21 protein-coding genes are annotated in these 21,045 nt (G+C 63.3%); 14 read left to right on the top strand and 7 right to left on the bottom strand.

Annotated features, from left to right (window positions below; translation table 11 throughout):
- The first annotated feature begins 159 nt into the window (after window positions 1-159).
- The gene (locus NKI96_RS17185) at window positions 160-1,290 is read left to right on the top strand and encodes a sterol desaturase family protein (protein WP_023690062.1); all 1,131 of its coding nucleotides are present in this window, start codon (window positions 160-162) and stop codon (window positions 1,288-1,290) included.
- 80 nt (window positions 1,291-1,370) lie between these two features.
- On the top strand, window positions 1,371-2,123 hold the full coding sequence (locus tag NKI96_RS17180) for a Stf0 family sulfotransferase (RefSeq protein WP_023715042.1): 753 nt from the start codon (window positions 1,371-1,373) through the stop codon (window positions 2,121-2,123).
- Here the strand turns inward: NKI96_RS17180 and NKI96_RS17175 are convergent, their stop codons facing one another.
- Both NKI96_RS17175 and NKI96_RS17170 read right to left on the bottom strand, forming a co-directional pair.
- Window positions 2,124-4,466 carry a response regulator gene (locus NKI96_RS17175; protein ID WP_352805321.1) on the bottom strand — a complete coding sequence of 781 codons (2,343 nt, stop codon included), beginning with the start codon at window positions 4,464-4,466 and terminating at the stop codon, window positions 2,124-2,126.
- Between the two features lie 306 nt (window positions 4,467-4,772).
- A complete protein-coding gene (locus NKI96_RS17170; protein WP_031243333.1) occupies window positions 4,773-5,792 on the bottom strand; it encodes a LacI family DNA-binding transcriptional regulator in 1,020 nt (339 codons plus the stop codon).
- Window positions 5,793-6,010: 218 nt separating this feature from the next.
- Between NKI96_RS17170 and NKI96_RS17165 the strand changes: the two genes are divergently transcribed.
- The 6 genes from NKI96_RS17165 to NKI96_RS17140 all read left to right on the top strand — a co-directional run bounded on the left by NKI96_RS17165 (window position 6,011) and on the right by NKI96_RS17140 (window position 12,771).
- Complete coding sequence (locus NKI96_RS17165; RefSeq protein ID WP_352805318.1) at window positions 6,011-6,844, top strand: inositol monophosphatase family protein; 834 nt, start codon at window positions 6,011-6,013, stop codon at window positions 6,842-6,844.
- A gap of 61 nt (window positions 6,845-6,905) precedes the next feature.
- Window positions 6,906-7,931 carry an ABC transporter substrate-binding protein gene (locus tag NKI96_RS17160; RefSeq protein ID WP_502900271.1) on the top strand — a complete coding sequence of 342 codons (1,026 nt, stop codon included), beginning with the start codon at window positions 6,906-6,908 and terminating at the stop codon, window positions 7,929-7,931.
- A 91-nt stretch (window positions 7,932-8,022) separates the two neighbouring features.
- Window positions 8,023-10,227, top strand: a complete 2,205-nt coding sequence (locus NKI96_RS17155) for an ABC transporter permease (RefSeq protein ID WP_460222815.1) — start codon at window positions 8,023-8,025, stop codon at window positions 10,225-10,227.
- 14 nt (window positions 10,228-10,241) lie between these two features.
- Complete coding sequence (locus NKI96_RS17150) at window positions 10,242-11,342, top strand: ABC transporter ATP-binding protein (protein WP_352805312.1); 1,101 nt, start codon at window positions 10,242-10,244, stop codon at window positions 11,340-11,342.
- Window positions 11,343-11,440: 98 nt separating this feature from the next.
- Window positions 11,441-11,914 (top strand): carboxymuconolactone decarboxylase family protein, encoded by a 474-nt coding sequence (locus tag NKI96_RS17145; protein ID WP_023673089.1) that lies wholly within the window; start codon window positions 11,441-11,443, stop codon window positions 11,912-11,914.
- Window positions 11,914-12,771 carry a sigma-70 family RNA polymerase sigma factor gene (locus tag NKI96_RS17140; RefSeq protein ID WP_023693652.1) on the top strand — a complete coding sequence of 286 codons (858 nt, stop codon included), beginning with the start codon at window positions 11,914-11,916 and terminating at the stop codon, window positions 12,769-12,771. Before NKI96_RS17145 ends, NKI96_RS17140 begins: the two co-directional genes overlap by 1 nt.
- Window positions 12,772-12,884: 113 nt before the next feature.
- On the opposite strand, the gene NKI96_RS17135 is transcribed toward NKI96_RS17140, so the two are convergent.
- A complete protein-coding gene (locus NKI96_RS17135) occupies window positions 12,885-13,469 on the bottom strand; it encodes a TetR/AcrR family transcriptional regulator (RefSeq protein WP_023693653.1) in 585 nt (194 codons plus the stop codon).
- Between the two features lie 103 nt (window positions 13,470-13,572).
- Here NKI96_RS17135 and NKI96_RS17130 point away from each other — a divergent pair, with 103 nt between their 5' ends.
- Both NKI96_RS17130 and NKI96_RS17125 read left to right on the top strand, forming a co-directional pair.
- A complete protein-coding gene (locus NKI96_RS17130; protein ID WP_352805309.1) occupies window positions 13,573-14,388 on the top strand; it encodes an oxidoreductase in 816 nt (271 codons plus the stop codon).
- Window positions 14,389-14,456: 68 nt separating this feature from the next.
- Complete coding sequence (locus tag NKI96_RS17125) at window positions 14,457-15,458, top strand: NADP-dependent oxidoreductase (protein WP_352805306.1); 1,002 nt, start codon at window positions 14,457-14,459, stop codon at window positions 15,456-15,458.
- 96 nt (window positions 15,459-15,554) lie between these two features.
- Here the strand turns inward: NKI96_RS17125 and NKI96_RS17120 are convergent, their stop codons facing one another.
- Complete coding sequence (locus NKI96_RS17120; RefSeq protein WP_023733044.1) at window positions 15,555-16,472, bottom strand: polyprenyl synthetase family protein; 918 nt, start codon at window positions 16,470-16,472, stop codon at window positions 15,555-15,557.
- A gap of 132 nt (window positions 16,473-16,604) precedes the next feature.
- Here NKI96_RS17120 and NKI96_RS17115 point away from each other — a divergent pair, with 132 nt between their 5' ends.
- The 4 genes from NKI96_RS17115 (at window position 16,605) to NKI96_RS17100 (ending at window position 19,386) form a co-directional block, all read left to right on the top strand.
- Complete coding sequence (locus tag NKI96_RS17115) at window positions 16,605-17,312, top strand: biosynthetic peptidoglycan transglycosylase (protein WP_050593969.1); 708 nt, start codon at window positions 16,605-16,607, stop codon at window positions 17,310-17,312.
- Between the two features lie 153 nt (window positions 17,313-17,465).
- Window positions 17,466-17,648, top strand: coding sequence for a 50S ribosomal protein L32 (gene rpmF / locus NKI96_RS17110; protein WP_008834724.1), 183 nt, complete (start codon window positions 17,466-17,468; stop codon window positions 17,646-17,648).
- Between the two features lie 196 nt (window positions 17,649-17,844).
- Window positions 17,845-18,792: an agmatinase gene (locus NKI96_RS17105; protein ID WP_023816407.1), complete on the top strand. Its 948-nt coding sequence runs from the start codon at window positions 17,845-17,847 to the stop codon at window positions 18,790-18,792.
- 192 nt (window positions 18,793-18,984) lie between these two features.
- Complete coding sequence (locus NKI96_RS17100; protein ID WP_023670154.1) at window positions 18,985-19,386, top strand: hypothetical protein; 402 nt, start codon at window positions 18,985-18,987, stop codon at window positions 19,384-19,386.
- Window positions 19,387-19,508: 122 nt separating this feature from the next.
- Here the strand turns inward: NKI96_RS17100 and NKI96_RS17095 are convergent, their stop codons facing one another.
- The 3 genes from NKI96_RS17095 to NKI96_RS17085 form a co-directional block, all read right to left on the bottom strand.
- Entirely contained in the window at window positions 19,509-19,940 is a 432-nt protein-coding gene (locus tag NKI96_RS17095) for a GlcG/HbpS family heme-binding protein (RefSeq protein ID WP_352805302.1), read from the bottom strand.
- A 176-nt stretch (window positions 19,941-20,116) separates the two neighbouring features.
- Entirely contained in the window at window positions 20,117-20,350 is a 234-nt protein-coding gene (locus NKI96_RS17090) for a hypothetical protein (RefSeq protein WP_023684002.1), read from the bottom strand.
- 79 nt (window positions 20,351-20,429) lie between these two features.
- Window positions 20,430-20,957, bottom strand: coding sequence for a winged helix-turn-helix transcriptional regulator (locus NKI96_RS17085; protein WP_352511917.1), 528 nt, complete (start codon window positions 20,955-20,957; stop codon window positions 20,430-20,432).
- Window positions 20,958-21,045: the final 88 nt, after the last annotated feature.

Below are 21,045 nucleotides of genomic sequence, written 5' to 3'. Positions count from 1 at the left end.
TTGCAATCATGGCTCTTCCAATCGCCCAAAAGCGATAGTCACCCGTCATGTGCAGGGTCGTGGCGATTAAATATTAATGAGCCCTGCTGTAGCAAAAGAGGTCGATATCTCCGACGAGAGCTTTTTTGCGATCGTCAAAAAGGCGGGGCATAGGGGGCGGTGGCAAATTTCCTTAGACGCGTTGTAAGTGAACTTGAAACGCCGCGCGCCAAACGGCCGTTCGGTTCTGGCTGGCTGTCCGGCTCGATTGGCTTGCTTGCCGGGGTCACCGCCCTGCTGATGGTCATCGTGCTGCGCTACCCGTCGCTTACATCGATGCCGGATCTGGCCCCCATCCACCAGATGCTGTTCTTCAAGCCGGTGCTCTATTTCGTCCTCATCTCCGGCTATATCCTGGCGATCCTCAGCATGACGCTGCGCAGGCAAAAGACGCTCGGCGCGGCAGCGATGTTCACTGTGCTGCTGGCGTCGCTGGTCGGCATGCTTCCGGTGCGCCATCAACTGCACATCGACGGGGTGTTCTTCGGGCTCGATTTCTTCATCCTGAACGCCTTGTTCATGGGTGTGCTGTTCGTCCCGCTCGAACGTCTTTTCGCGCGCAACAAGGATCAGACCGTGTTCCGCGACGAATGGCGCGAGGACCTGTTCTACTATCTGGTCTCGTCGCTGCTGGTGCAGATTTTGACCTACCTGACCTTGGCGCCGTCCAACTTCGTCAATTCACAGGGCGCCCTTGGTTCGGTGCGCGCCTGGGTCCACGGCTTGCCGTGGCTGGTGCAACTGCTGGCGGTGATGTTCCTGACCGACCTTGCCCAGTATTGGGTGCATCGGGCCTTTCATCGCATTCCCTGGCTGTGGAAGTTCCATGCCGTGCACCATTCCGCCAAGTCGATGGACTGGATTGCCGGTGCGCGCATGCATTTCCTGGAAATCATCGTGCTGCGCAGCCTGACGGCCACCCCGATGTTCGTGCTGGGGTTCGATGAATCGGCTATCCAGACGTATATATTGATCGTCTACGTCTATTCGTCGTTCATCCATTCCAACATCGGAACCAGTTTCGGTCCAGTCGAAAAGGTGCTGGTGTCGCCGCGTTACCACCACTGGCATCACGGCCTCGAAAAAGAAGCGATCGACGTAAATTTCGCCATCCATTTCCCGCTGCTCGACCGGCTGTTCGGCACCCATCATATGCCCGAAGGGCGCTGGCCGAACGGCTACGGCATTCACGGACATCCCGTTCCGAACGGATACTGGCAGCAATTCCTCTATCCATTCCGGCGCGGCTAGACTGGAGCCTTTCGCGAAGCGCGCGTGTCACCGCGCCCTGGCGGGGTTAGCCCAATCCATGACAAGCGACAGAGTCCCAGATGCTTGACGGCTACATAATCTGCGGCACGCCGAGAACCGGAAGCACTTTGCTGTGCGGCCTTCTGGCCTCGACGAAAACAGCCGGCGATCCGCACTCATTCTACCGGCGGCAGGACAAAGCGGAATGGGCCGAAGAGTGGAAATTGCCGCATCCCGAGACGATGAGCGCGCATGATTTCGACGTCGCCTATCTCGGTGCGGCAATCAGCGCGGGAAGGGGCGGAACAGGCGTCTTCGGCTTGCGCCTGATGCGGGAAAACCTGGGTGAACTCTCGGCCATCCTCGACCGGATCTACCCAGACCTGCCATCGGACAAAGCACGCTTTGAAAAGGCCTTCGGCCGGATCCTCTACATCCATCTTTCGCGCGAAAACAAGCTGGCGCAGGCGGTGTCGCTGATCAAGGCCGAGCAGACTGGGCTTTGGCACATCGCGCCCGACGGAACCGAGATCGAACGGGTCGCACCGCCGCAGGAACCCCGCTACGATTTCAAGCGGATCCAGCGCGAGCTTGCCGAACTCGAAGCCTATGACGCGGGCTGGAATGTCTGGTTCGCGGAGCAGGGGATCGTCCCGCTGCGCATCGGCTATGAGCGCCTGTCAGCCGATCCGGCAGCGGCATTGTCATCCATCTGCAAGGCCCTGGGCGTTCCGGCGCCGAATGCCGCCGACGTAAAGCCGGGCGTCGCCAAGCTCTCCGACGAGACCAGTCTCGACTGGATGCACCGCTATCGTCTGGACGCGGCGATTTGATCAAGCCCTCTTTACCGTGACCGTTTCGCTGAGCCATGTGCCGATCTTACTGCCGAGGCGGTCGGGCGACACCGGCTTGGGCAGATAGTCGTCCATTCCGGACTCGATACATTTGTCGCGGTCGCCCTTCAGTGCGTGCGCGGTGACGCCGATGATTGGTGTGTGATTGCCACTCGCTGCCTCCGCCGCCCGGATGGCGCGGGTCGCCTCGTAGCCGTTCATCTCCGGCATGGAGACGTCCATGAGGATCAGCTTCGGCCGCAGCGCCCGGTACATCTCGACGGCCGTGCGGCCATTGCTGGCGATGCGGTAGCTGAGGCCAAGCCCATTGAGGATTTGGCCGAACACCAGCTGGTTCACGTCATTGTCCTCGGCGATCAGAATATCGATCGGGCCGTTTGGCGTGGCGATCGATTCAGGCACTGTGGCCGCCGGAATTGCCGGGCCGCGAATGACGGTGAAGGCGGGTGGCGTCACGGGTGCCGCCTGCGGAACGACAGGCTCGCGAACGAACTGGGCCTTGCCGATCTGGGCCCGCGCTTTCTGGATGGCCGAGATGACGGTGCCGAGCAGGATGGCCGAGCGCGCCGGCTTGGTGAGATGCGCGGCGATGCCGAAATCGATGACCATCTTGCCGAAATCGACCTGGTCGACGGAGGTCAGCAGCACCACCGGGATGGCGGAGAGACGGCTGTCGGCGGAAATCGCCTTGGCGACATCGGCGCCGTTCATGCCGGGCATCTGGTAGTCGAGGATGATGCAGTCGACCGCAGCACCGAGTTGGCTGGCCCGGTCTAGAAAGGCGAGGCCGACGGCGCCGCTTTCGGCGGCCGCGCAGTCGAAGCTCCAGCTTCTGAGCTGCTCCAGCAAGATCTCGCGGTTGACCGGGTTGTCGTCGATGACCAGCACGCGGGCGCCGGTGACATCGACCGGCACGATCTCGTTGCGCGTGTCCTGCTGATGCGCCGGCAGCGGCACGGCGAACCAGAACACCGAGCCGCGGCCGATCTCGCTTTCGACGCCGATCTTGCCGCCCATCAGGTCGATGAGGCGGGCGGCGATGGCAAGGCCGAGGCCGGTGCCTTCATGGCGGCGCGTTGACGAGCCGTCGACCTGCGCGAATTTCTCGAACACGTTCTCGAGCTTCTCGGCAGGAATGCCGATGCCTGTGTCCTCGACGCGGACCTTGAGCTGGACGATGCCGTCGACCACCTCGCCGCCGACATCGATCAGCACATGGCCCTTCTCGGTGAACTTCACCGCATTGCCGAGCAGATTGGTGACGATCTGACGAAACCGTCCGGCATCGCCGACGACATGGGCAGGCAGGCGCGGGTCGACACGCACGATCAGCTCGAGGTTCTTTTCGGCGACGCGCGCCGACACCAGTGTGGCCACGTCCTCGACCGCTTCGGCAAGCCGGAAGGGTGCAGGATCGAGCGTCAGCTGACCGGCATTGATCTTGGAGAAATCGAGGATGTCGTTGATGATGGTGAGCAGCGCATTGCCGGACTTGACGATGACTTCGGTGAAGGTCTTCTGGCGCGCGTTAAGCTCGGTCTTGGCGAGCAGTTCGGCCATGCCCAGCACGCCATTCATCGGCGTGCGGATCTCATGGCTCATATTGGCCAGGAATTCCGATTTGGCGCGGTCGGCCGCTTCGGCCTTGAACAAGGATGCGGCGGATTCGGTGAAGGCGCGGCGGATCGCCTTTTCCATCGGCCGGAAGATCCAGAGGGCAACGATGGCAAGAACCGCGAACAGAAGGCCGCTTGCCCACAACAGCAGCCTGTCGCTGGAGGCGTCGGCCAGATGGCGTTCGCCATCCATGGCGGTACGCACACGCACCAGCATCGGCTGGACGAACAGGTCGTTCTGGTTGAGGATTTCGCGCGAACTCCATTCGTCGGTCTGTTGCGCCGCCGACATCAGGTTGAAGTTGCGCACGATGTCGCGCGACGACCAGAACAGGTCGCCGTTGACGGCGGCCGACGAGAGTTCGTCCAGCGTTTTGGCCGATAGGCTCGGCTTGATCGCGGCCAACTCCGCGGACAGTGTTTCGATCTCGCTGGTCAGGCGTTGCGAATGGCCGCGCGCGGCGGCGGCAAGGCCGTCACGGGTTTCGGTGCGCCAGGTCGTGCTGGCGGTTTCGGCAAAGCTGGAGGCGTTGCGCAGGTCGCGGGTGAAGACGACGAGATTGCTGCTCAGCGCGTCGATGTCGTGGCGGAAGGAATTGACGCGATTGAGCGCAAACATCACCGCGGTGGAAGCCAGCGCAAAGATGAGCAATCCCGAGATGTAGCGGATCCGGATCGAGCGGATGAAGAAAGAATATTCCGGCATGCGCAACCCCAACACATACGCATCATTTTAACGGTCGGGATTACGCTTGATTTACATTAAAATTCCGTTCGCGCCTGGCGGGCCGTCAAGATCCTGGCTGCACGTGCCCGGAGTTGGCGCCATAGAGGGTGGCATCGCATTCGCGCATCATGCGCAGTGCTTCTTCCTCGGTCAGGCCAAACTTGCGCATCATGCTCCGGATTTCGGGGCCTACAGCTATCTCCACCGGTCTTGCCTCCTGGCGGGTCTTCCTGGCCTTTCTTGGAAATCAGTTCGTTTCCCGTCTTGACCGGCACATGTTTCGCATCAGCCCTGGCCTGGCCTCACCGTGCTGCGCCAGACCATGGGCGCATGGCAGATCAGGCGGCTGCCAGCCTCCTCCCGCACGCCGGTCGCGAGCCGCACGGCGCGCCTGGCGATCTCCTCGATCGGCGGCGAGAACGTCGTCAGCCGGTAAGAGGCCCAGTCGGCCTGTTCGATGTCGTCAAAACCGATGACGCAGAGATCGCGGGGTACGTTGATGCCAAACTCGTGGCGGGCCGCATCGAGAAAGCCGCACGCAATCAGGTCGGTCACGCAGAACGCCGCATCCGGCCGCTGCCGGCCGGAAAAGAGCCGCCTGGCGCCATCGGCTCCGGTGGCATAGCCGGTGCGGCCCTCGCGCCACACGGTCACCTCCAGCCCTTCCTTCTGCGCGGCGGTAAGGAAGGCGGTTTCGCGGGAGAGCAGGCTGGGCGTGCCGGCAGCCGAGGTCACCAAAGCGGGGCGGGTACAGCCGGCCCGGATGAAGGCATGCAGCGCTGCCTCTGCGGCTGCAGCGTTGTCGACACCGATATTGTGCGGGCCGTCGAAGCGGTCATCGCGATTGATCAGCACCAGCCGCTGGCCGTTCTCAAGACAGGTGCGGATCAGCAACTGCGGCGGCGAGCCGGACAGAACGATGCTCGCATCGGCGCGATAGTTCAGCGTGTTGCGCAGCGCCTGGTCGACATGGTGGCTGGGGCCGGAGGTGTTGAACACCATGGCCATTTTGCCGGCGTCCCGCAGATGTTGGGTCAGCGCCTTCTGCAGGCGGGCATGATAGGGCGTGTCGCCATCGGCAACGATGAGGCAGACGATGCCGGTCGAAGCCCGCATCAGGCCGCGAGCCAGATGGTTGACGTGATAGCCGAGTTGCTCGGCCGCCAGCATCACCCGTTCGCGGGTTTCCCCGGAAACGGAAGCGCCGGGCGTGAAGGTACGTGACACGGCCGAGCGCGAAACCCCGGCGAGGTCGGCAACCTGCTGGGCGCTGGAAAAACCGGTGCGGATTCTCGGAACCGTCAAGCGAACGCTCTCGCTGCTGTTTTCGTGATTCTTTGCACGCCCGTGCAATGTAATGCAACTCTTCTGCCATTGCCACCCACCGCACTTGACAGGCATGGCGGAATGCAACAGCTTTGCACAGCCGTGCAATACAAGCCGGCTCAAGAGTGGCATCGGAGGAATACCCTGTCCATTTCGCCGAAGACGGCATTGAGGGCGCGACTGTCCGGACCGGCTGCATGAGCAGGGCGGCGGCGCATCCGAAGGCGGACCGGCTGTCCGAGGCCGAGATGGACAGGCGTGCCGAGGTCTGCCGGAAACTGCTTGTCACGGCCGGGCAACTGGCGATGGAAGGCTATGCCCGGCAGGGCGCCGTCCAGCCGGTGGCGATGAAAGGCCCGCAGGATTTTCTCACTGAAACCGACGGCAAGGTCGAGGAGCACATCCGCGCGACGCTGGCAGACGCTTTTCCGCAGGACGGGTTTTTGGGCGAGGAAGGCGGTGGCATCGGCTCTGCCCGCATGTGGGTCGTCGACCCCATCGACGGCACCGCCAATTTCATGCGCGGTATTCCGCATTTCTGCATTTCGATAGCTTTCGTCGAGGACGGCCGCAGCGAGATCGGCGGCATTGCCAATCCGGCCATCGGCGAAACGTACTTTGCCCGTCGCGGGCACGGCGCGACGCGCAATGGCGCGCCGATCCATGTGTCGCCGACGCAAGCGTTCGACCGCGCCTTTGTCGAGTTCGGCTGGTCGCCCAGGATTCCCAATCGCGACTATCTGGACAAGGTGAGCCTTGTCTGGGCACTCGGCGCCAATGTGCGGCGCTCCGGCTCCGGAGCGCTTGGGCTGGCCTATGTGGCCGACGGCCGCTCGGATGCCTATGCCGAGCTGCACATCAATTCGTGGGACTGCCTGGCCGGATTGCTGCTGGTGGAGGAGGCCGGCGGCCGTGTGAACCGGTTCCTCGACGGCGACGGCATGGCGAAGGGCAATCCCGTGCTTGCGGCAGCACCCGGTGTCGCGGCGACATTGTCCCAGGTGATCGGAGTGCCGCTCGACGACGGGTAGATCGTTTCCAGTGAGAAGACAGGGAGGAATATCGATGAAGACATTTGACAGTAAGCAAGGCTTGCGCGCCGCCTGGCTTGGCCTTGGCGCGGCGCTGGCCATGTTCGGATTGGCGGGTGCCGCCCAAGCGGCCGACCGCGGCCTCACAATGTATTGCGCCGTCGACGAGGCCTGGTGCCGGGCGATGGCGACCACCTACCAGAAGGAGACGGGCGTCAGCGTCGACATGACCCGCATGAGCGCCGGCGAAATCTACGCCCGCCTCCGGGCCGAGAAGGACAATCCGCAAGCCGATATCTGGTGGGGCGGCACCGGCGACCCGCATCTGCAGGCGGCGGAAGAGGGCCTCACCCAGGAATACAAGTCGCCGCAACTGGCAAACTTGCGCGACTGGGCGCTGAAGCAGGCCGACAGGTCGAAGAACCGCACGGTCGGCATTTATCTCGGTGCGCTCGGCTACGGCTATAATGAGGAAGATCTGAAGCAGCGCGGGCTGACCGCGCCGGCGTGCTGGGCCGATCTGGTCAAGCCGGAATTCCAGGGCGAGATCGAGATGGCCGACCCGAATTCATCGGGCACGGCCTGGACCGTGCTTGCCACCATCGTCCAGCTGATGGGCGAGGACAAGGCATTCGACTATCTCAAGCAGCTCAACAAGAACATCGCCGAATACACCAAGGCAGGGGCCGCGCCGGCGCTCGCCGTCGGCAAGGGCGAGACGCTGATCGGCATCTCCTTCCAGCACGACGTCATCAACGCGGCCAAGCAGAACCCGGCGGTGAAGGTGGTTTCGCCTTGCGAGGGCACCGGCTTCGAGATCGGCTCGATGAGCATCGTGACGGGCGCCAAGCATGTCGAAGAGGCGCAGAAATTCTACGACTGGGCGCTGAGCCCGGATGCGCAGAAGCTCGCGGCGCCGAACGGCAGCTTCCAGATCCCGTCGAACACCGCCACGCCGGTGCCGCCCGAGGCGCCGGACCTCTCGAAGATCAAGCTGATCGACTACGACTTCGCCAAATACGGCTCGTCGGCCGAACGCAAGCGACTGTTGAAGAAGTTCACCGACGAGGTCCGCAATGGCGGCTGAGCGCGTTCTTTTGCGCTCACTCTAGCATCTGAGCGCCGGCTGCCCTTCGCTGCAGCCGGCGCACCATCCTTTGGCAACAGAAAGACATTGAATGGCCGCGGCCGGTTCCATGGTCAGTTCCGCTCCTGGACGCAGCGCGCTCGCCTGGGTAATGGCCGCGTGGGCGAGCTTCGTGCTCTTGCCTTGGTACAAGGTCGAAGGCGGCTTCCTGTCGTTCGACTGGCTGGCACAGCCGGCGGATGCGACACCGGCCATCATCCTGGCGCTCGGTGGCCGGCCCTGGCTGTTGCCGCTTGTCCTGCCGCTTCTGCTGGCGAGCTGGCTGGTGGCGCGCAATAACCCCAAGAGCCTTGCGGTTGCAGGCGCGGCGGGCCTGCTGTGGCTGGCCATCGAAGGCTTTTCCATCATCCATTCGGGCTGGGGATTTGGCTTGCTTACCCGGATCGCCGGCACGCCGGGACCGATGCAGCCGGGGCTTGGCTGGGGCGCGGCGCTCTATGCCGTGGCGATGCTGATGTTCATCGCCGAGGCGCTCGCCGCGCGGGGATGGTGCAAGGGCGACCGTTTCGTCGTCGGCTCGCTCTCAATCGTGATTGCTTCGCTGATCCTGTTCGTCGCCTATCCGCTGCTGTCGATCCTCACCTCGGCCATCAAGGACAATGACGGCAATGTCGTGCCGGCGCTGTTCGTCGAAAAGATCTTCAGCGCCAACATATGGAGCCTGCGCTGCCTCTATGGCGAGGGCTCCTGCGGCGTGGCGTGGAACACGGTGGCGATTGCAGTCCTCGTCGGCTTTTTCTGCACGGCGCTTGGGCTGGCTCTGGCGCTGATTGCGCTTCGCACCAAGCTGCCGGCCAAATGGCTGCTGCGCGGCCTGTCCATCCTGCCGATCATCACGCCGCCCTTCGTCATCGGCCTGGCGCTGATCCTGCTTTTCGGCCGCGCCGGCATCGTCACCAACCTCATGTCGGTGCATCTCGGCATTCCGCGCAGCCGCTGGATCTACGGCATGGCCGGCATCACCATCGCGCAGGTGCTGGCCTTCACGCCGATCGCCTTCCTGGTTCTGGTCGGCGTGCTGCAAGGGGTCAGCCCAAGCATGGAGGAAGCATCACAAACCCTGCGCGCCAGCCGCTGGCGCACGTTTCGCACCGTCACCTGGCCGTTGATCCGGCCGGGGCTGGCCAGCGCCTTCCTGATTTCGTTTATCGAGAGCATGGCCGATTTCGCCAATCCGCTGGTGCTGGGCGGAAACTTCAACGTGCTGTCGACCGACATCTTCTTTGCAGTGGTCGGTGCGGCGCACGACCAGGGCCGCGCGGCGGTGCTGGCGATCGTGCTGTTGATGTTCACGCTGGCAGCCTTCGTCATCCAGCGCCGCTGGATCGGCAGCCGCAGCTACGTCACCGTCGCAGGCAAGGGCGATGGCGGTGTATCGGCGACGCTGCCCAAGGCCTTGCGGATCGGCTGCTACGCCGCCGTCGTTCCGTGGCTGGTTCTGACCATCGTGGTCTACGGCATCATCCTGGGCGGCGGTTTCGTGCAATCGATCGGGCGCGACAACACGCCGACGCTCGAATATTTCCTCACCGCCTTTTCGATCGAGAAAGGCGTCAATGGCTGGTTTTTCAGCGGCTCGGCCTGGCCGTCGCTGCTGATGACCATCGGCCTGGCGCTGGTGGCGATGCCGTTCACCGCGGCGCTCGGCATCCTGACGGCCTATCTGCTCGACCGGCAGCGTTTCGCCGGGCGCACCATGTTCGAATTCCTGGCCATGATGAGTTTCGCCATTCCCGGCACGGTGATCGGCGTCAGCTATATCCTTGCCTTCAACGTGCCGCCGGTGCAATTGACCGGCACCGGGCTGATCATCGTCATCTCCTTCATCTTCCGCAACATGCCGGTGGCGATCCGTGCCGGGCTCGCCAATCTGGGCCAGATCGACAAGAGCCTGGACGAGGCATCGCTGACGCTTGGGGCGCGGTCTTTTGCTACCTTGCGGCGGGTGATCCTGCCGATCCTGAAGCCGGCGATCGTGACCGCGATGATCTACAGTTTCGTGCGCGCGGTGACGGCGGTCAGCGCCGTCATCTTCCTGGCGAGCGGCCGGTTCAACCTCGCCACGGTCTACATTGTCGGGCGCGCAGATGTCGGCGAATACGGCATCGCGATTGTCTATTCGGCGGTGATGATCGTCGTCATGATGGTCATCCTCATCGGCATCCAGCTGCTGGTCGGCGAACGCCGGCTCGGCCGGCGCCGGCCTGGTCCGGAAGCCGTTGTGGCAGCAATCTGATGGGGAGAAGCGGCGTGGATCAGACGGCGAAGACTGCTGCCCCGGTTGCGACGGACAGGCCAGCGGTGCGGTTCGAGGGCGTCACCAAGAAATACGGCGCGGTGATCGCCGTCGACAATGTCAGCTTCGACATCGCGGCGGCCAGTCTGGTGACGCTGCTCGGGCCCTCGGGTTGCGGCAAGACGACGACGCTGCGGCTGATCGCCGGGCTGGAACAGACCAGCACCGGGCGCATCCTGATCGACGACAAGGACGTCACCTTGCTGTCCGCCGCCGAGCGAGATGTCTCCATGGTGTTCCAGTCCTATGCGCTGTTCCCGCACATGAACGTGATGGAGAATGTCAGCTACGGCTTGCGGGCTATGGGGCTTGGCAAGGCGCAGGCAGCCGAGCGCGCCGCCGAAAAGCTGTCGCTTGTCGGCCTGTCCGGCTACGAGAAGCGCCAGCCGAGCGAGTTGTCCGGCGGCCAGCAGCAGCGCGTCGCGGTGGCGCGCGCCATCGTGCTGGAGCCGAAGGTGCTGTTGTTCGACGAGCCGCTGTCCAATCTCGACGCCAAGCTGCGCCGGCGGGTGCGCGACGAAATCCGCGGTCTCCAGCAAGATCTGGCGCTGACCATGGTCTATGTCACGCATGACCAGGAAGAGGCGCTCGCCGTCTCCGACCGCATCATCGTCATGAACGCCGCTCGCGTCGCCCAGGACGGCACGCCGCGCGACCTCTACAACGAGCCGACCAACCGTTTCATCGCCGACTTCATGGGCGACGCCAATCTGCTCGATGTCGAGGTGCTTTCCAGCAATGCGACCAGTGCAAGGGTCAAGGTCGGACCCTTGCTGCTCGACATGCCGGGTCGCGGTAACGCTCCGGGGCCGGCGATCCTCGCTGTGCGCCCGAATGCCGTGCGCATCTTGCCCGGCCAGCCAGCGGGCACCATGAAGGGCCAGGTGGTCAAGAGCTCGTATCTCGGCGACCACATGGAATACCGAATCGCGATCAGCGATCCGGCGGTCGAACTGTTCGCGACATCGCCTGATGTCACACCCGCCGTGGCGGAAGGGACGATGGTCGGGATCGATTTCGATCCGGCGAAGATCGTGCTGATCAAAGACGATTGAACGCGCCGGGAAAGCACCTTCGAAAAAATCCAGCCTGAATGTCACACCGGCCGGTCTTGTCTCGTCATGATGGCGTACCCAACACAAGGACTGCAATCATGACCGCCAAAATCGACCTCTTCGCCGCCGCCCCTGCACTGATCAAGCAGTGGCAGCGCGCATCGACCGAACTCTCTGTCGCCGCCGGGCTCGAGCACAGCCTCAACGAGCTGGTGAAGCTTCGGGCGTCGCAGATCAATGGCTGCGCCAACTGCATCAATCTGCATGCCACCGAAGCGCGCGAGAATGGCGAGACCGAGCAACGCATCTATCTGCTGCCGGCCTGGCGCGAAGCGCCCTGCTACAGCGACCGCGAGCGTGCCGCGCTCGGCTGGACCGATGCGCTGACGCGCCTCTCGGAAGGACAGGACCGCGAAAGCGCCTATGATGATCTTAAGGCGCATTTCACCGAGGAGGAGCAGGTGAAGCTCACCGTATTGATCAACATCATCAATGGCTGGAACCGCATCGCCGTTGGCTTCGGGCTCTACACCGACGCAGCAACGATACGCGCCAGCGCCAAGGCGGCCTGATGACGGCGACGGCACCCGACGACGCGGCAGCGGGCTTCGGCCCGCTGCGTCCGAAGCTGATGCGGGTCGCCTATCGCATGCTGGGCTCGGTGAGCGACGCCGAGGATGTCGTGCAGGATGCCTTCATCCGCTGGATGGGGACCGACCGCTCGCAGGTTCGCGAGCCAGAAGCGTTCCTGCGCCGCACGGTGACGCGGCTTTGCCTTGACCAGCTCAAATCCACGCGGCGCCAGCGCGAGACCTATATCGGCCCTTGGCTGCCCGAGCCGATCGTCGAAGAGGACGATCTTGAAGATGTCACCTTGCCGCTGATGTTGGCGTTGGAGCGGCTTTCGCCGCTCGAGCGGGCGGCCTTTCTGCTGCACGATGTGTTCGGGCTGGAATTCGAGGAGGTCGCGACCGCCATCGAGCGCGATTCAGCCGCCTGCCGCCAGCTTGCCGCTCGCGCACGGGGCCATGTCCGCGAGGCGCGGCCTCGCTTCAAGGTGGAGAAGCAGCGTGGCCTGGAGATCGCCGAAGCCTTTTTCGCGGCATCGCGCAGCGGCGACATGCAGGCGCTCGGCGCGCTGCTGACGGAAGATGTCAGCGCTCATGCCGATGGCGGCGGCAAGCGTCCGGCGGCTTTGGCGCCGGTGCTGGGCTTCGACGCCGTCATGAAGCAATACGCGCAAGTCGCGGCCTGGCTGCGCGACAATCGCTCGACGCTGGTGCGCATCGGCTTCGTCAATGGACTGCCGGGGTTCGTCACCCAGGAGGCCGATGGCGAACTGCAGACGACCGCGCTTGACATCGAGGACGGGAAGATCGCGGCCGTCTATGTCATGCGCAATCCCGACAAGCTCAGGCATCTGCGTTAGACCCGATTGAATCGGAGCGAAATACCGGTTCGGCCCGCCTCCAAAAGCCGGCCCTTCCTGTGTGCGACCCGCAGGACGATGTCAGGGCCCTTTGCCGCTGCCGCCACCGGCCTCTAGGATGCCTTCTCGCCGTCACGTGGCTGGATCAGCCTGCGCGCGGCATCTGCTCCTGCCGCAAGGAAGCGATCCGACAATTCGGTCCCTGCCACCGCGCGGGCCAGTTGAAGCGCGCCGATGAGGGTCGCAAAGACGCCCATGGCAACGCCTTCCGGATCCCTGGCCTGCGGAAGCGCTGCAGACAACTGGCGCACCAAAACCAGCAGGCGTTCGGTGTAGACTTGGCGCGTTTCGAGCGGCTGACGCGCGAGTTCCGGGAGCAGCGCGGCGTTGGCGCAGCCCGTTCCCGGATTGTCCCGGTGCCCGGCTGACAGATACGCCGCTATCCCCATCTCCGGACCACCGGCGGCCAATACCTCTTGCAGTTGCTGCACCTGGCTCTCTAGCGCCGCTACCAGGCTTTCACGCACAAGCTCCGCCTTGGATTGGAAATGCGGATAGAAGGCTCCGTTCGTCAGCCCGGCGTCGCCCATAATGGCTGCCAGTCCGGACGCGGCGATGCCGTCACCGCGAAAACGCTGGGCTGCGACCTCGACGATGCGATCGCGGGAGGCGTCCTTTCGGCCCTTTTCGTAGCGCATGGCGGCTCTTCCTTTCTGCTATTGCATTAGGAGTGTAATGTGATATTACGATCATAATTCAATCGACGGCAAAAAGCTAGCCCTCATGTCTCTGGAGTATCAAATGAATACCCTTTCGGGAAGAACCGCAGTCGTGACCGGAGCCTCTTCGGGCATCGGCCGCGCAAGTGCCGAGGCCTTGGCCGGGGCGGGGTATACCGTCTTCGGGACAAGCCGCAGCAAGGCCGGCAACGGCCCGGCGCAGGTGTCCATGCTGACCTGCGACGTGACCGACGGGGAGTCGGTCAGCGCCCTGGTTTCAACCGTGCTGGCCCAGACCGGCCGCATCGACCTCTTGGTCAACAATGCCGGTGTCGGCCTGCTTGGCGGCGCCGAGGAATCTTCGGTCGAACAGGTCCAGGCTCTGTTCGACGTCAATCTGTTCGGCGTCATGCGCATGACCAATGCGGTGTTGCCGTCGATGCGGCGCCGCGGCCAAGGGCGCATGGTCAACATCGGCTCGATTCTGGGATTGGTGCCCGCGCCATACTCAGCGCACTACTCGGCGGTCAAGCACGCGCTGGAGGGCTATTCGGAATCGCTCGATCATGAGGTTCGCGCCTTCAACATTCGCGTCTCGGTCATCGAGCCGGCATTCGTGCGCACCGTCTTCGACCAGAACGGCATCGAGCCGGATTCCCTGTTGAAGGACTACGATCAGGCGCGCGCCGTTCTCAAGGCGCTGCTTGCCGATGTGATGCCCAAGGCCGATCGCCCGGAAGTGGTGGCGGATGTGGTCGTCAAGGCAGCGACCGACGCCCGTCCGCGACGGCGCTATACCGCAGGGAAGGCAGCGAGCCAGGTCAGCCTGCTGCGCCGCTTCGCCCCCGCGGGGATGTTCGACAAGACCTTGCGCAAGCAGTTCCGCCTGCCGGTCTGAACAACGGTGGGACGGAGAATTTCACACACAAACGGCACACCAACGGACACTCTCAGAAAGTCACTGCCATGAAGGCATTCGTTGTCGATAAATATAGCAAGAAAGGCATTTTGCGGCTGGCCGAGATGCCGGAGCCGGAGCTGCTGGACAATGACGTCCTGGTCGAGGTACATGCCGCCGGGGTGAACCTGCTGGATTCCAAAATCAGGACCGGCGAATTCAAACTCGTCCTTCCCTATCGCCGGCCCTTCATCCTCGGTCACGACGTTGCCGGGAGGGTTGTCAGGGTGGGCTCGAAAGTCCGCAAATTCAAACCCGGCGACGCCGTCTATGCGCGGCCGCGCGACGGCCGGATCGGGACATTCGCCGAATTCATCGCAATCGATGAAGCCGACGTGGCGCTGAAGCCGGCGAACCTCAGCATGGAAGAGGCAGCCTCGATCCCGCTGGTCGGTCTGACCGCCTGGCAGGCTCTCATCGAGAGGGCGGGTCTGAAGGCAGGCCAGAAGATCTTCATCCAGGCTGGCTCCGGCGGCGTGGGGACATTCGCCATCCAGTTGGCAAAGCATCTCGGCGCGATCGTTGCGACAACAGCGGGCGCGGCAAGCAACGATCTGGTCAGGGATCTCGGCGCCGATGTCGTCGTCGACTACAGGAAGGACGACTTCGAGAAAATCCTGTCGGGCTACGACGTCGTCCTGAACAGCCAGGACGCCAAGACGCTTGAGAAATCCCTGACTGTGCTGAAACCGGGTGGGAAGCTCATCTCGATTTCCGGTCCTCCGGATCCCGAATTTGCCAGGAAACAGGGACTGAACGTGGTGCTAAGGCTGCTGCTGCGGCTGCTGAGCCGTGGTATCAGGACCAAAGCCAAGCGCCGGGGCGTGGGATTTTCGTTCCTGTTCATGTTGGCGCAAGGTGAGCAGCTGAGCAAAATCACGTCCCTCATCGAAGATGGGGCGATTCGCCCGGTCGTCGACAGGGTCTTTCCTTTTGAAGCGACCAATGAGGCGCTGGCTTACGTCGAAACAGGACGCGCCAAGGGCAAGGTCGTCGTCAAGGTCAGATAGCGCGCCCAGTTGCCTTGGGGCATTTGAGAGACACCAAGCAAGGCAGCGCAAGGCCGACAAATTCCGAAAACGGTTCGGCATCCGATTGCCCAAACCTCAGTTGTTGCGGATTGCCACGAAGCTTGCCGCTGCCTTCAGCAAGGCTGCCTGTTCACCGTAAGGCTCAAGCAATTCATGGGCCTGCTTGACCAGCCCATGGAGCTGGCTGCGCGCCCAGTTCGCGCCATGCAGCGCGACCAGCGTCGCCTTGCCGGCGGCTGCGTCCTTGCCGGTCGCCTTGCCCATCTGGCTGGCATCGGCGGTCAGGTCGAGCAGGTCGTCGGCAAGCTGGAAGGCAAGCCCGACCGCCGAGCCGAATTCGGCCAGCCGGTCGCGGTCCTGCGGTGCGGCGCCGGCAATGATCGCGCCGGCTTCGCAGGCGAAGCGGATCAGCGCGCCGGTTTTCATCGCCTGCAGCCGGATAATGCCGGCTTCGTCCGGCCTGTTGCGCTCGGCTTCGAGGTCGAGCGTCTGCCCGCCAACCATGCCCCCGGTGCCAGCCGCGCGCGCCAGCGCCAGCACCAGCGCCGCCCTGCGCTCCGCCGGCAGCGCCGTCGCCTCATCGGCGAGGACATCGAAGGCAAGCGTCAGAAGCGCATCGCCGGCAAGTATGGCGGTAGCTTCATCGAAGGCCTTGTGCACGGTCGGCTGGCCGCGGCGCAGATCGTCGTCGTCCATGGCAGGCAGATCGTCATGGATCAGCGAATAGCAATGCACGCATTCGAGCGCCGCCGCCACGCGCATCGCCGCCTCGCCATCGGCGCCAAAAAGGGCGGCACTTTCCATGACCAGGAAGGGGCGCAGCCGCTTGCCGCCGTTCAGCACGCCATGGCGCATGGCCGCCATCAGACGCTCCGGTCGGGCGATCTCGCCGGCAAGCGTGCGGCCGTCGAGCAGCAGCCTGAGCCCGGCCTCGATCGCCGCCGCCCGCCCCAGAAGTGCGGCCTCAAAGGCCAATTGCTCGTCTTTCGTCATGGCCGGGAGCGGTAGCCGACACTCAGACGTTGCGCAAGAAGCCTCGCGCCATTATGCCGGAGGCGGGAGAGTGGCGCGGGTGGGGGCGGCTTGACGGAACCGATCGTCGATCATGAAACCGAAGGGTTTGAGATGGCGCGACCAAGGCGCGTGAACCGCGCCGGTCTGAAGCGCCTGGCACGGCGCGGCCTGGTCGTCGCCGTCGTGCTGGCGGCGATACCCGTTGTGCTGACCTTCCTTTATTTGCCGTCCTTCGTGCATCCGATATCGACCTTGATGGTCAAAGACCTCGCGACCTTTTCCGGCTACGACCGGCGCTGGGTGTCGATCGACGATGTGTCGCCGGTGCTGGCCAATTCGGTGATCATGTCGGAGGACGGTCAGTTCTGCTTCCATCGCGGCATCGATCTCGGCGAATTGCGCGGCGTCGTCGACGATGCGCTGGCCGGCGAGGCGACGCGCGGCGCCTCGACCATCACCATGCAGACGGTGAAGAACCTTTTCCTGTGGTCGCGGCCGCTGGGCTCGGTGCGCAAGGTGGTCGAACTGCCGCTGGCCGTCTATTTCGACGCGGTGATGTCGAAACGGCGGATCATGGAGATCTACCTCAACATCGCCGAATGGGGGCCGGGCGTTTACGGCATCGAGGCGGCGGCCCAGCATCATTTCGGCGTTTCGGCCAAACAGCTGTCGCGGCGGCAGGCGGCATTGCTGGCCGTCTCGCTGCCCAATCCGATCGCCCGCAATCCGGCCAAGCCCGGTCCGGGTCTGCGGCGGCTGGCGTCGCTGATCGAACGCCGCGCCGGCCGTTCGGGCGCGTATGTCGGTTGTCTTGATTAGGTAGAACCGCTGCCAGTTCAAAAAAAATCGCCACGGTGCTGGCCAAAACGGCGCAGGGCGTGTATAGGCACCCGACTTTCTCAGATTATGGCCCTGACGCGGCCCTTTCACGAGGGCTATCGGGGCATTTTGACCATGTAGTGGAGCATATCCATGGCCGTTCCGAAACGAAAAACCTCTCCGTCCAAGCGCGGCATGCGCCGCTCGGCCGACGCTCTCAAGGCCCCGACCTATGTCGAGGACAAGAATTCCGGCGAAATGCGCCGCCCGCACCATATCGACCTGAAGACCGGCATGTATCGCGGTCGCCAGGTGCTGACGCCCAAGGAAAGCTGAGACCAGCTTTCGAAGGGTTTGAATGCCAAAAGAACCGGCCATTGGCCGGTTTTTTTGCGTTTGGTGCGCGTCGCGCCGCCAACTATGCCAAAGACCGGGCGTCCGTGGCGATACAAGCTCCGGCGGCGGTGCTGTATTGAGTGATGCCTTGTCGCGGCGCTTCCGCGCGATGATCGGCCGGCTTCAGAGGGACCGCATGACCAAGCTCACCACAGCACCGCGCGATATCTTCCAGACCTTCATGAACTTCCCGCTGGTCGAGGACCTCGATGCGCTGAAGGCGGATGTCGCCATCATCGGCATGCCTTACGGCAGTCCCTACACGATCGACGAGTTGGTCAACGACCAGACCAACGCGCCGACGGCGGTGCGGCGCGCCTCGCAGCGCATCAGCCTCGGGCTCGACCGCTATGATTTCGACATTGGCGGAACCCTGTTCGACGGGCAGGACGTCAAGGTGGTCGATGTCGGCGATGTCCCCGGCGATGCCGCCGGCGGCCACTACAGGTTGGCCGAAGCGGCGATCCGAAAGATCCGCGTCGCCGGCGCCTTGCCGATCACCATTGGCGGCGATCACGGCGTTCCGATCCCGATCCTGCGGGCGCTTGACGGCGAAGGGCCGATCACCCTGGTTCAGATCGATGCCCATCTCGACTGGCGCGACAATGTCAACGGGGTCAGGGAAGGCTATTCCAGCCCCATCCGCCGCGCTTCGGAGATGGCGCATATAGCCGGGATTTTCCAGCTCGGCATCCGCGGCCAGGGCAGCGCCCGGCTCGAGGAGGTCGAGGCGGCCCGCGCCTACGGCTCCAACATCGTCACCGCCAATGAATGGCAGGATATCGGTACGGCGGCGCTGCTCAAGGGCATCCCGGACCGTGGCCGCTATTACCTGACCATCGATGCCGACGGTCTCGATCCCGCTGTCATGCCGGCGGTCGAAGGGCCGGCGCCTGGCGGCATCAGCTACCGGCAGACGATCGAACTGATCAAGGGGCTGTTCGCCAAGGGACGTGTCGTCGGCATCGACATCGTCGAGATCGCGCCGGCGCGCGACGTCAACGAGATCACCTCGATGACCGCCGGCCTTTTCATCCTCAACGCTATCGGCGCCGCCGTGCGGACAGGCCAGTTCAAGCGCTGAATCCGGCGTGTCGGTGGTCAGCCGGGGCAACTGTGGCTGACAGGGTTGTTTCGCGCGGTCTTTTTCCGTGTTTGCGGGCGCTAGCGAAAAATCTTGACGGCGTGCCTGCGGGGCATTCTACAGAAGGTGCCCCCATTGTTTAGGCAATTCCTTGGGAAACCGCTTTCCTGGAATTGCTAGAGGAGACGCCTGATGTTCGGTGCCATCCCGCTGCTGATCGTGCCCTTCGTGGCCTACAATCTCGGACTCCTCGGAATATTCGGCAGCGGCGACGATCCGTGGGCGACCGAGATCTTCTCGTTCAGCATGATGTCGGGCGGGGTGTTCTCGATGACGCTCGGCGACCTGATGGTGGTGATCGGGCTGATCTTCCTGTTCCTCGAAATGGTGAAGTCGGTGCGCACCACGAACGCCTCGATCATGGACCATCTGTTGTCGACGCTGGTCTTCGTGGCGTTCCTGGTCGAGTTCCTGCTGGTGAAGGGCGCGGCGCACTCCGTCTTCTTCACGCTGATGGTGATCGCCTTGTTCGATGTGCTGGCCGGGTTTTCGGTGTCGATGCGGTCGGCGAGTAGAGACATAAATTTGAACTAGCCGCCTTCGTTGGATGGTCGCATCCGTTCGCGATTGGCGTGGCTGCTCTTTCTGGTCGTCATCCCGGGGTCTGCGCCGCGTAGCTTCGCTCCTGCTTCGCCCTGGGATGACGAAGCTCCCCCTCAGCCCGGATCGGCGGTGAAGCCGGCGGCTTCGATGCCGGCGATGGCGGCGGCTTCGTCATTGTCCGACGTATCTCCCGAAATTCCGACGGCGCCGATGACGGCGCCTGCCTTGTCGCGGATCAGCACGCCGCCGACGACCGGCAATACGCGTCCACCCGAGACGTCGGAAATGCCGGCGACGAGATGCGGCCGCTCCTTGGCGAAAGCCTCGACACGGCGCGAGCCCATGCCGATGGCCAGCGCCCCATAGGCCTTGCCGGCCGACATTTGCGGGCGCAGGAACGAGGCGCCGTCCTGACGCTGGAAGGCGACGAGATGCGAGCCGGCATCCAGCACGGAAACGCCGAGCGGTTTGAGCTTCATCTCGGCGCCCTTGGCGAAGGCGGCGTCGATGATGTGCTTGGCTTTTTCGAGGGTCAGTGCGGTCATGGCTGTCTCCTGATCAAAACGCGTCAATCATCGACCTGACATGCGGGATGCGAAATCCCGGTTGCGGTTGAAATTGCTTCGCGCGGGAAAGCGGAAATGACGAGCATTGCTGATCGTGGCACATGGCGGATACGATCCGCCGGCATCCAGATCGGGCGTCGATGAAGAAGGCCGCGCTATTTTTTCTTGGCTCGGGGCGCTTTCTTGACCGGAACGGCAGGGGCGTTGGCGAGGTCTTCCGCTTCCTTGGCAAGGCGCAATGCCCGGAGCTTGTTGGTCTTGGCCTGGCGGGCGTCGGCCTCGGCGACATACTCCGCCATCGCCTTTTGCCGCACCGTGGCTGCCTCTTCCTGCTTCTTGAAACGCATATCTGCCCTGGCGCGGGCAGTATCCTTAGAGTTCTCGACCAAGAGCGTTATCCAATCCCGTAAATTATGTTTTTCAGCCCCTTGATAGCAGAGCCGGCCTGATAATGGGGAAATAAGTTGGTCAAGCGGCCGGGGCCTCGATGCCGCTCGACGCCTTGCGGGCTACCACCGCCTCATATCCGGCCTGCAATGTAGCGCGGACGGAAGGCTGCGCGGGTGGGGCGACAGGCATGCCCAGATGGTCGTGGCGCAACTCGTCCATGAACTGCTCCCACATTGGCGGTCCGCCTTTCTCCAGCAGCTCGGCGCGGATCGAAAGCTCCTCGCTCACCGGCAGCCAGACGCGGCCCCAAGCGCCGAGATGCGCCATGATCGGCACCAGCGTGATAGCCATCTCGGTCAGGCTGTAGATCGCCTTCTGCTTGTGCGAGGGGTCGTCGGCCTTGGTCAGCATGCCGAGTTCCATCAGCCGCTTCAGCCGGTCGGCCAGGATGTTGGAAGCGATGCCCTCGATCGAGCCGTTGAGCAGTTCGCGAAAGTGGCGTTTGCCGCCAAAAATCATGTCGCGCAGGATGATCAGACTCCAGCGATCGCCGAATACTTCCAGCGACAGATTGATAGGGCATCCCGAGCGGTGTTCGGTTTTCATCCGACTCTCCTCAAAAACCAGTTGCATTATCGTATCAGTTTTATTATCGTGCAACCGATTGCAAAACGCAATCAGTTTGGTTGGCCTT

Origin of the sequence: Mesorhizobium sp. M0292 (genome assembly GCF_040321695.1) — a bacterium.
Taxonomy (GTDB): Bacteria; Pseudomonadota; Alphaproteobacteria; order Rhizobiales; family Rhizobiaceae; genus Mesorhizobium.
This window is presented reverse-complemented; position numbering and strand designations above follow the sequence as displayed.

Excerpts from the sequence above, each read along its gene's own strand:
- NKI96_RS17120 (WP_023733044.1), bottom strand. The coding sequence starts at position 16,472 with ATGACGAAAGACGAGCAATTGGCCTTTGAGGCCGCACTTCTGGGGCGG.
- NKI96_RS17165 (WP_352805318.1), top strand. The coding sequence starts at position 6,011 with ATGAGCAGGGCGGCGGCGCATCCGAAGGCGGACCGGCTGTCCGAGGCC.
- NKI96_RS17140 (WP_023693652.1), top strand. The coding sequence starts at position 11,914 with ATGACGGCGACGGCACCCGACGACGCGGCAGCGGGCTTCGGCCCGCTG.
- NKI96_RS17105 (WP_023816407.1), top strand. The coding sequence starts at position 17,845 with ATGACCAAGCTCACCACAGCACCGCGCGATATCTTCCAGACCTTCATG.
- NKI96_RS17125 (WP_352805306.1), top strand. The coding sequence starts at position 14,457 with ATGAAGGCATTCGTTGTCGATAAATATAGCAAGAAAGGCATTTTGCGG.
- NKI96_RS17095 (WP_352805302.1), bottom strand. The coding sequence starts at position 19,940 with ATGACCGCACTGACCCTCGAAAAAGCCAAGCACATCATCGACGCCGCC.
- NKI96_RS17115 (WP_050593969.1), top strand. The coding sequence starts at position 16,605 with ATGGCGCGACCAAGGCGCGTGAACCGCGCCGGTCTGAAGCGCCTGGCA.
- NKI96_RS17155 (WP_460222815.1), top strand. The coding sequence starts at position 8,023 with ATGGCCGCGGCCGGTTCCATGGTCAGTTCCGCTCCTGGACGCAGCGCG.
- NKI96_RS17175 (WP_352805321.1), bottom strand. The coding sequence starts at position 4,466 with ATGCCGGAATATTCTTTCTTCATCCGCTCGATCCGGATCCGCTACATC.
- NKI96_RS17130 (WP_352805309.1), top strand. The coding sequence starts at position 13,573 with ATGAATACCCTTTCGGGAAGAACCGCAGTCGTGACCGGAGCCTCTTCG.
- rpmF (WP_008834724.1), top strand. The coding sequence starts at position 17,466 with ATGGCCGTTCCGAAACGAAAAACCTCTCCGTCCAAGCGCGGCATGCGC.
- NKI96_RS17085 (WP_352511917.1), bottom strand. The coding sequence starts at position 20,957 with ATGAAAACCGAACACCGCTCGGGATGCCCTATCAATCTGTCGCTGGAA.
- NKI96_RS17180 (WP_023715042.1), top strand. The coding sequence starts at position 1,371 with ATGCTTGACGGCTACATAATCTGCGGCACGCCGAGAACCGGAAGCACT.
- NKI96_RS17100 (WP_023670154.1), top strand. The coding sequence starts at position 18,985 with ATGTTCGGTGCCATCCCGCTGCTGATCGTGCCCTTCGTGGCCTACAAT.
- NKI96_RS17145 (WP_023673089.1), top strand. The coding sequence starts at position 11,441 with ATGACCGCCAAAATCGACCTCTTCGCCGCCGCCCCTGCACTGATCAAG.
- NKI96_RS17135 (WP_023693653.1), bottom strand. The coding sequence starts at position 13,469 with ATGCGCTACGAAAAGGGCCGAAAGGACGCCTCCCGCGATCGCATCGTC.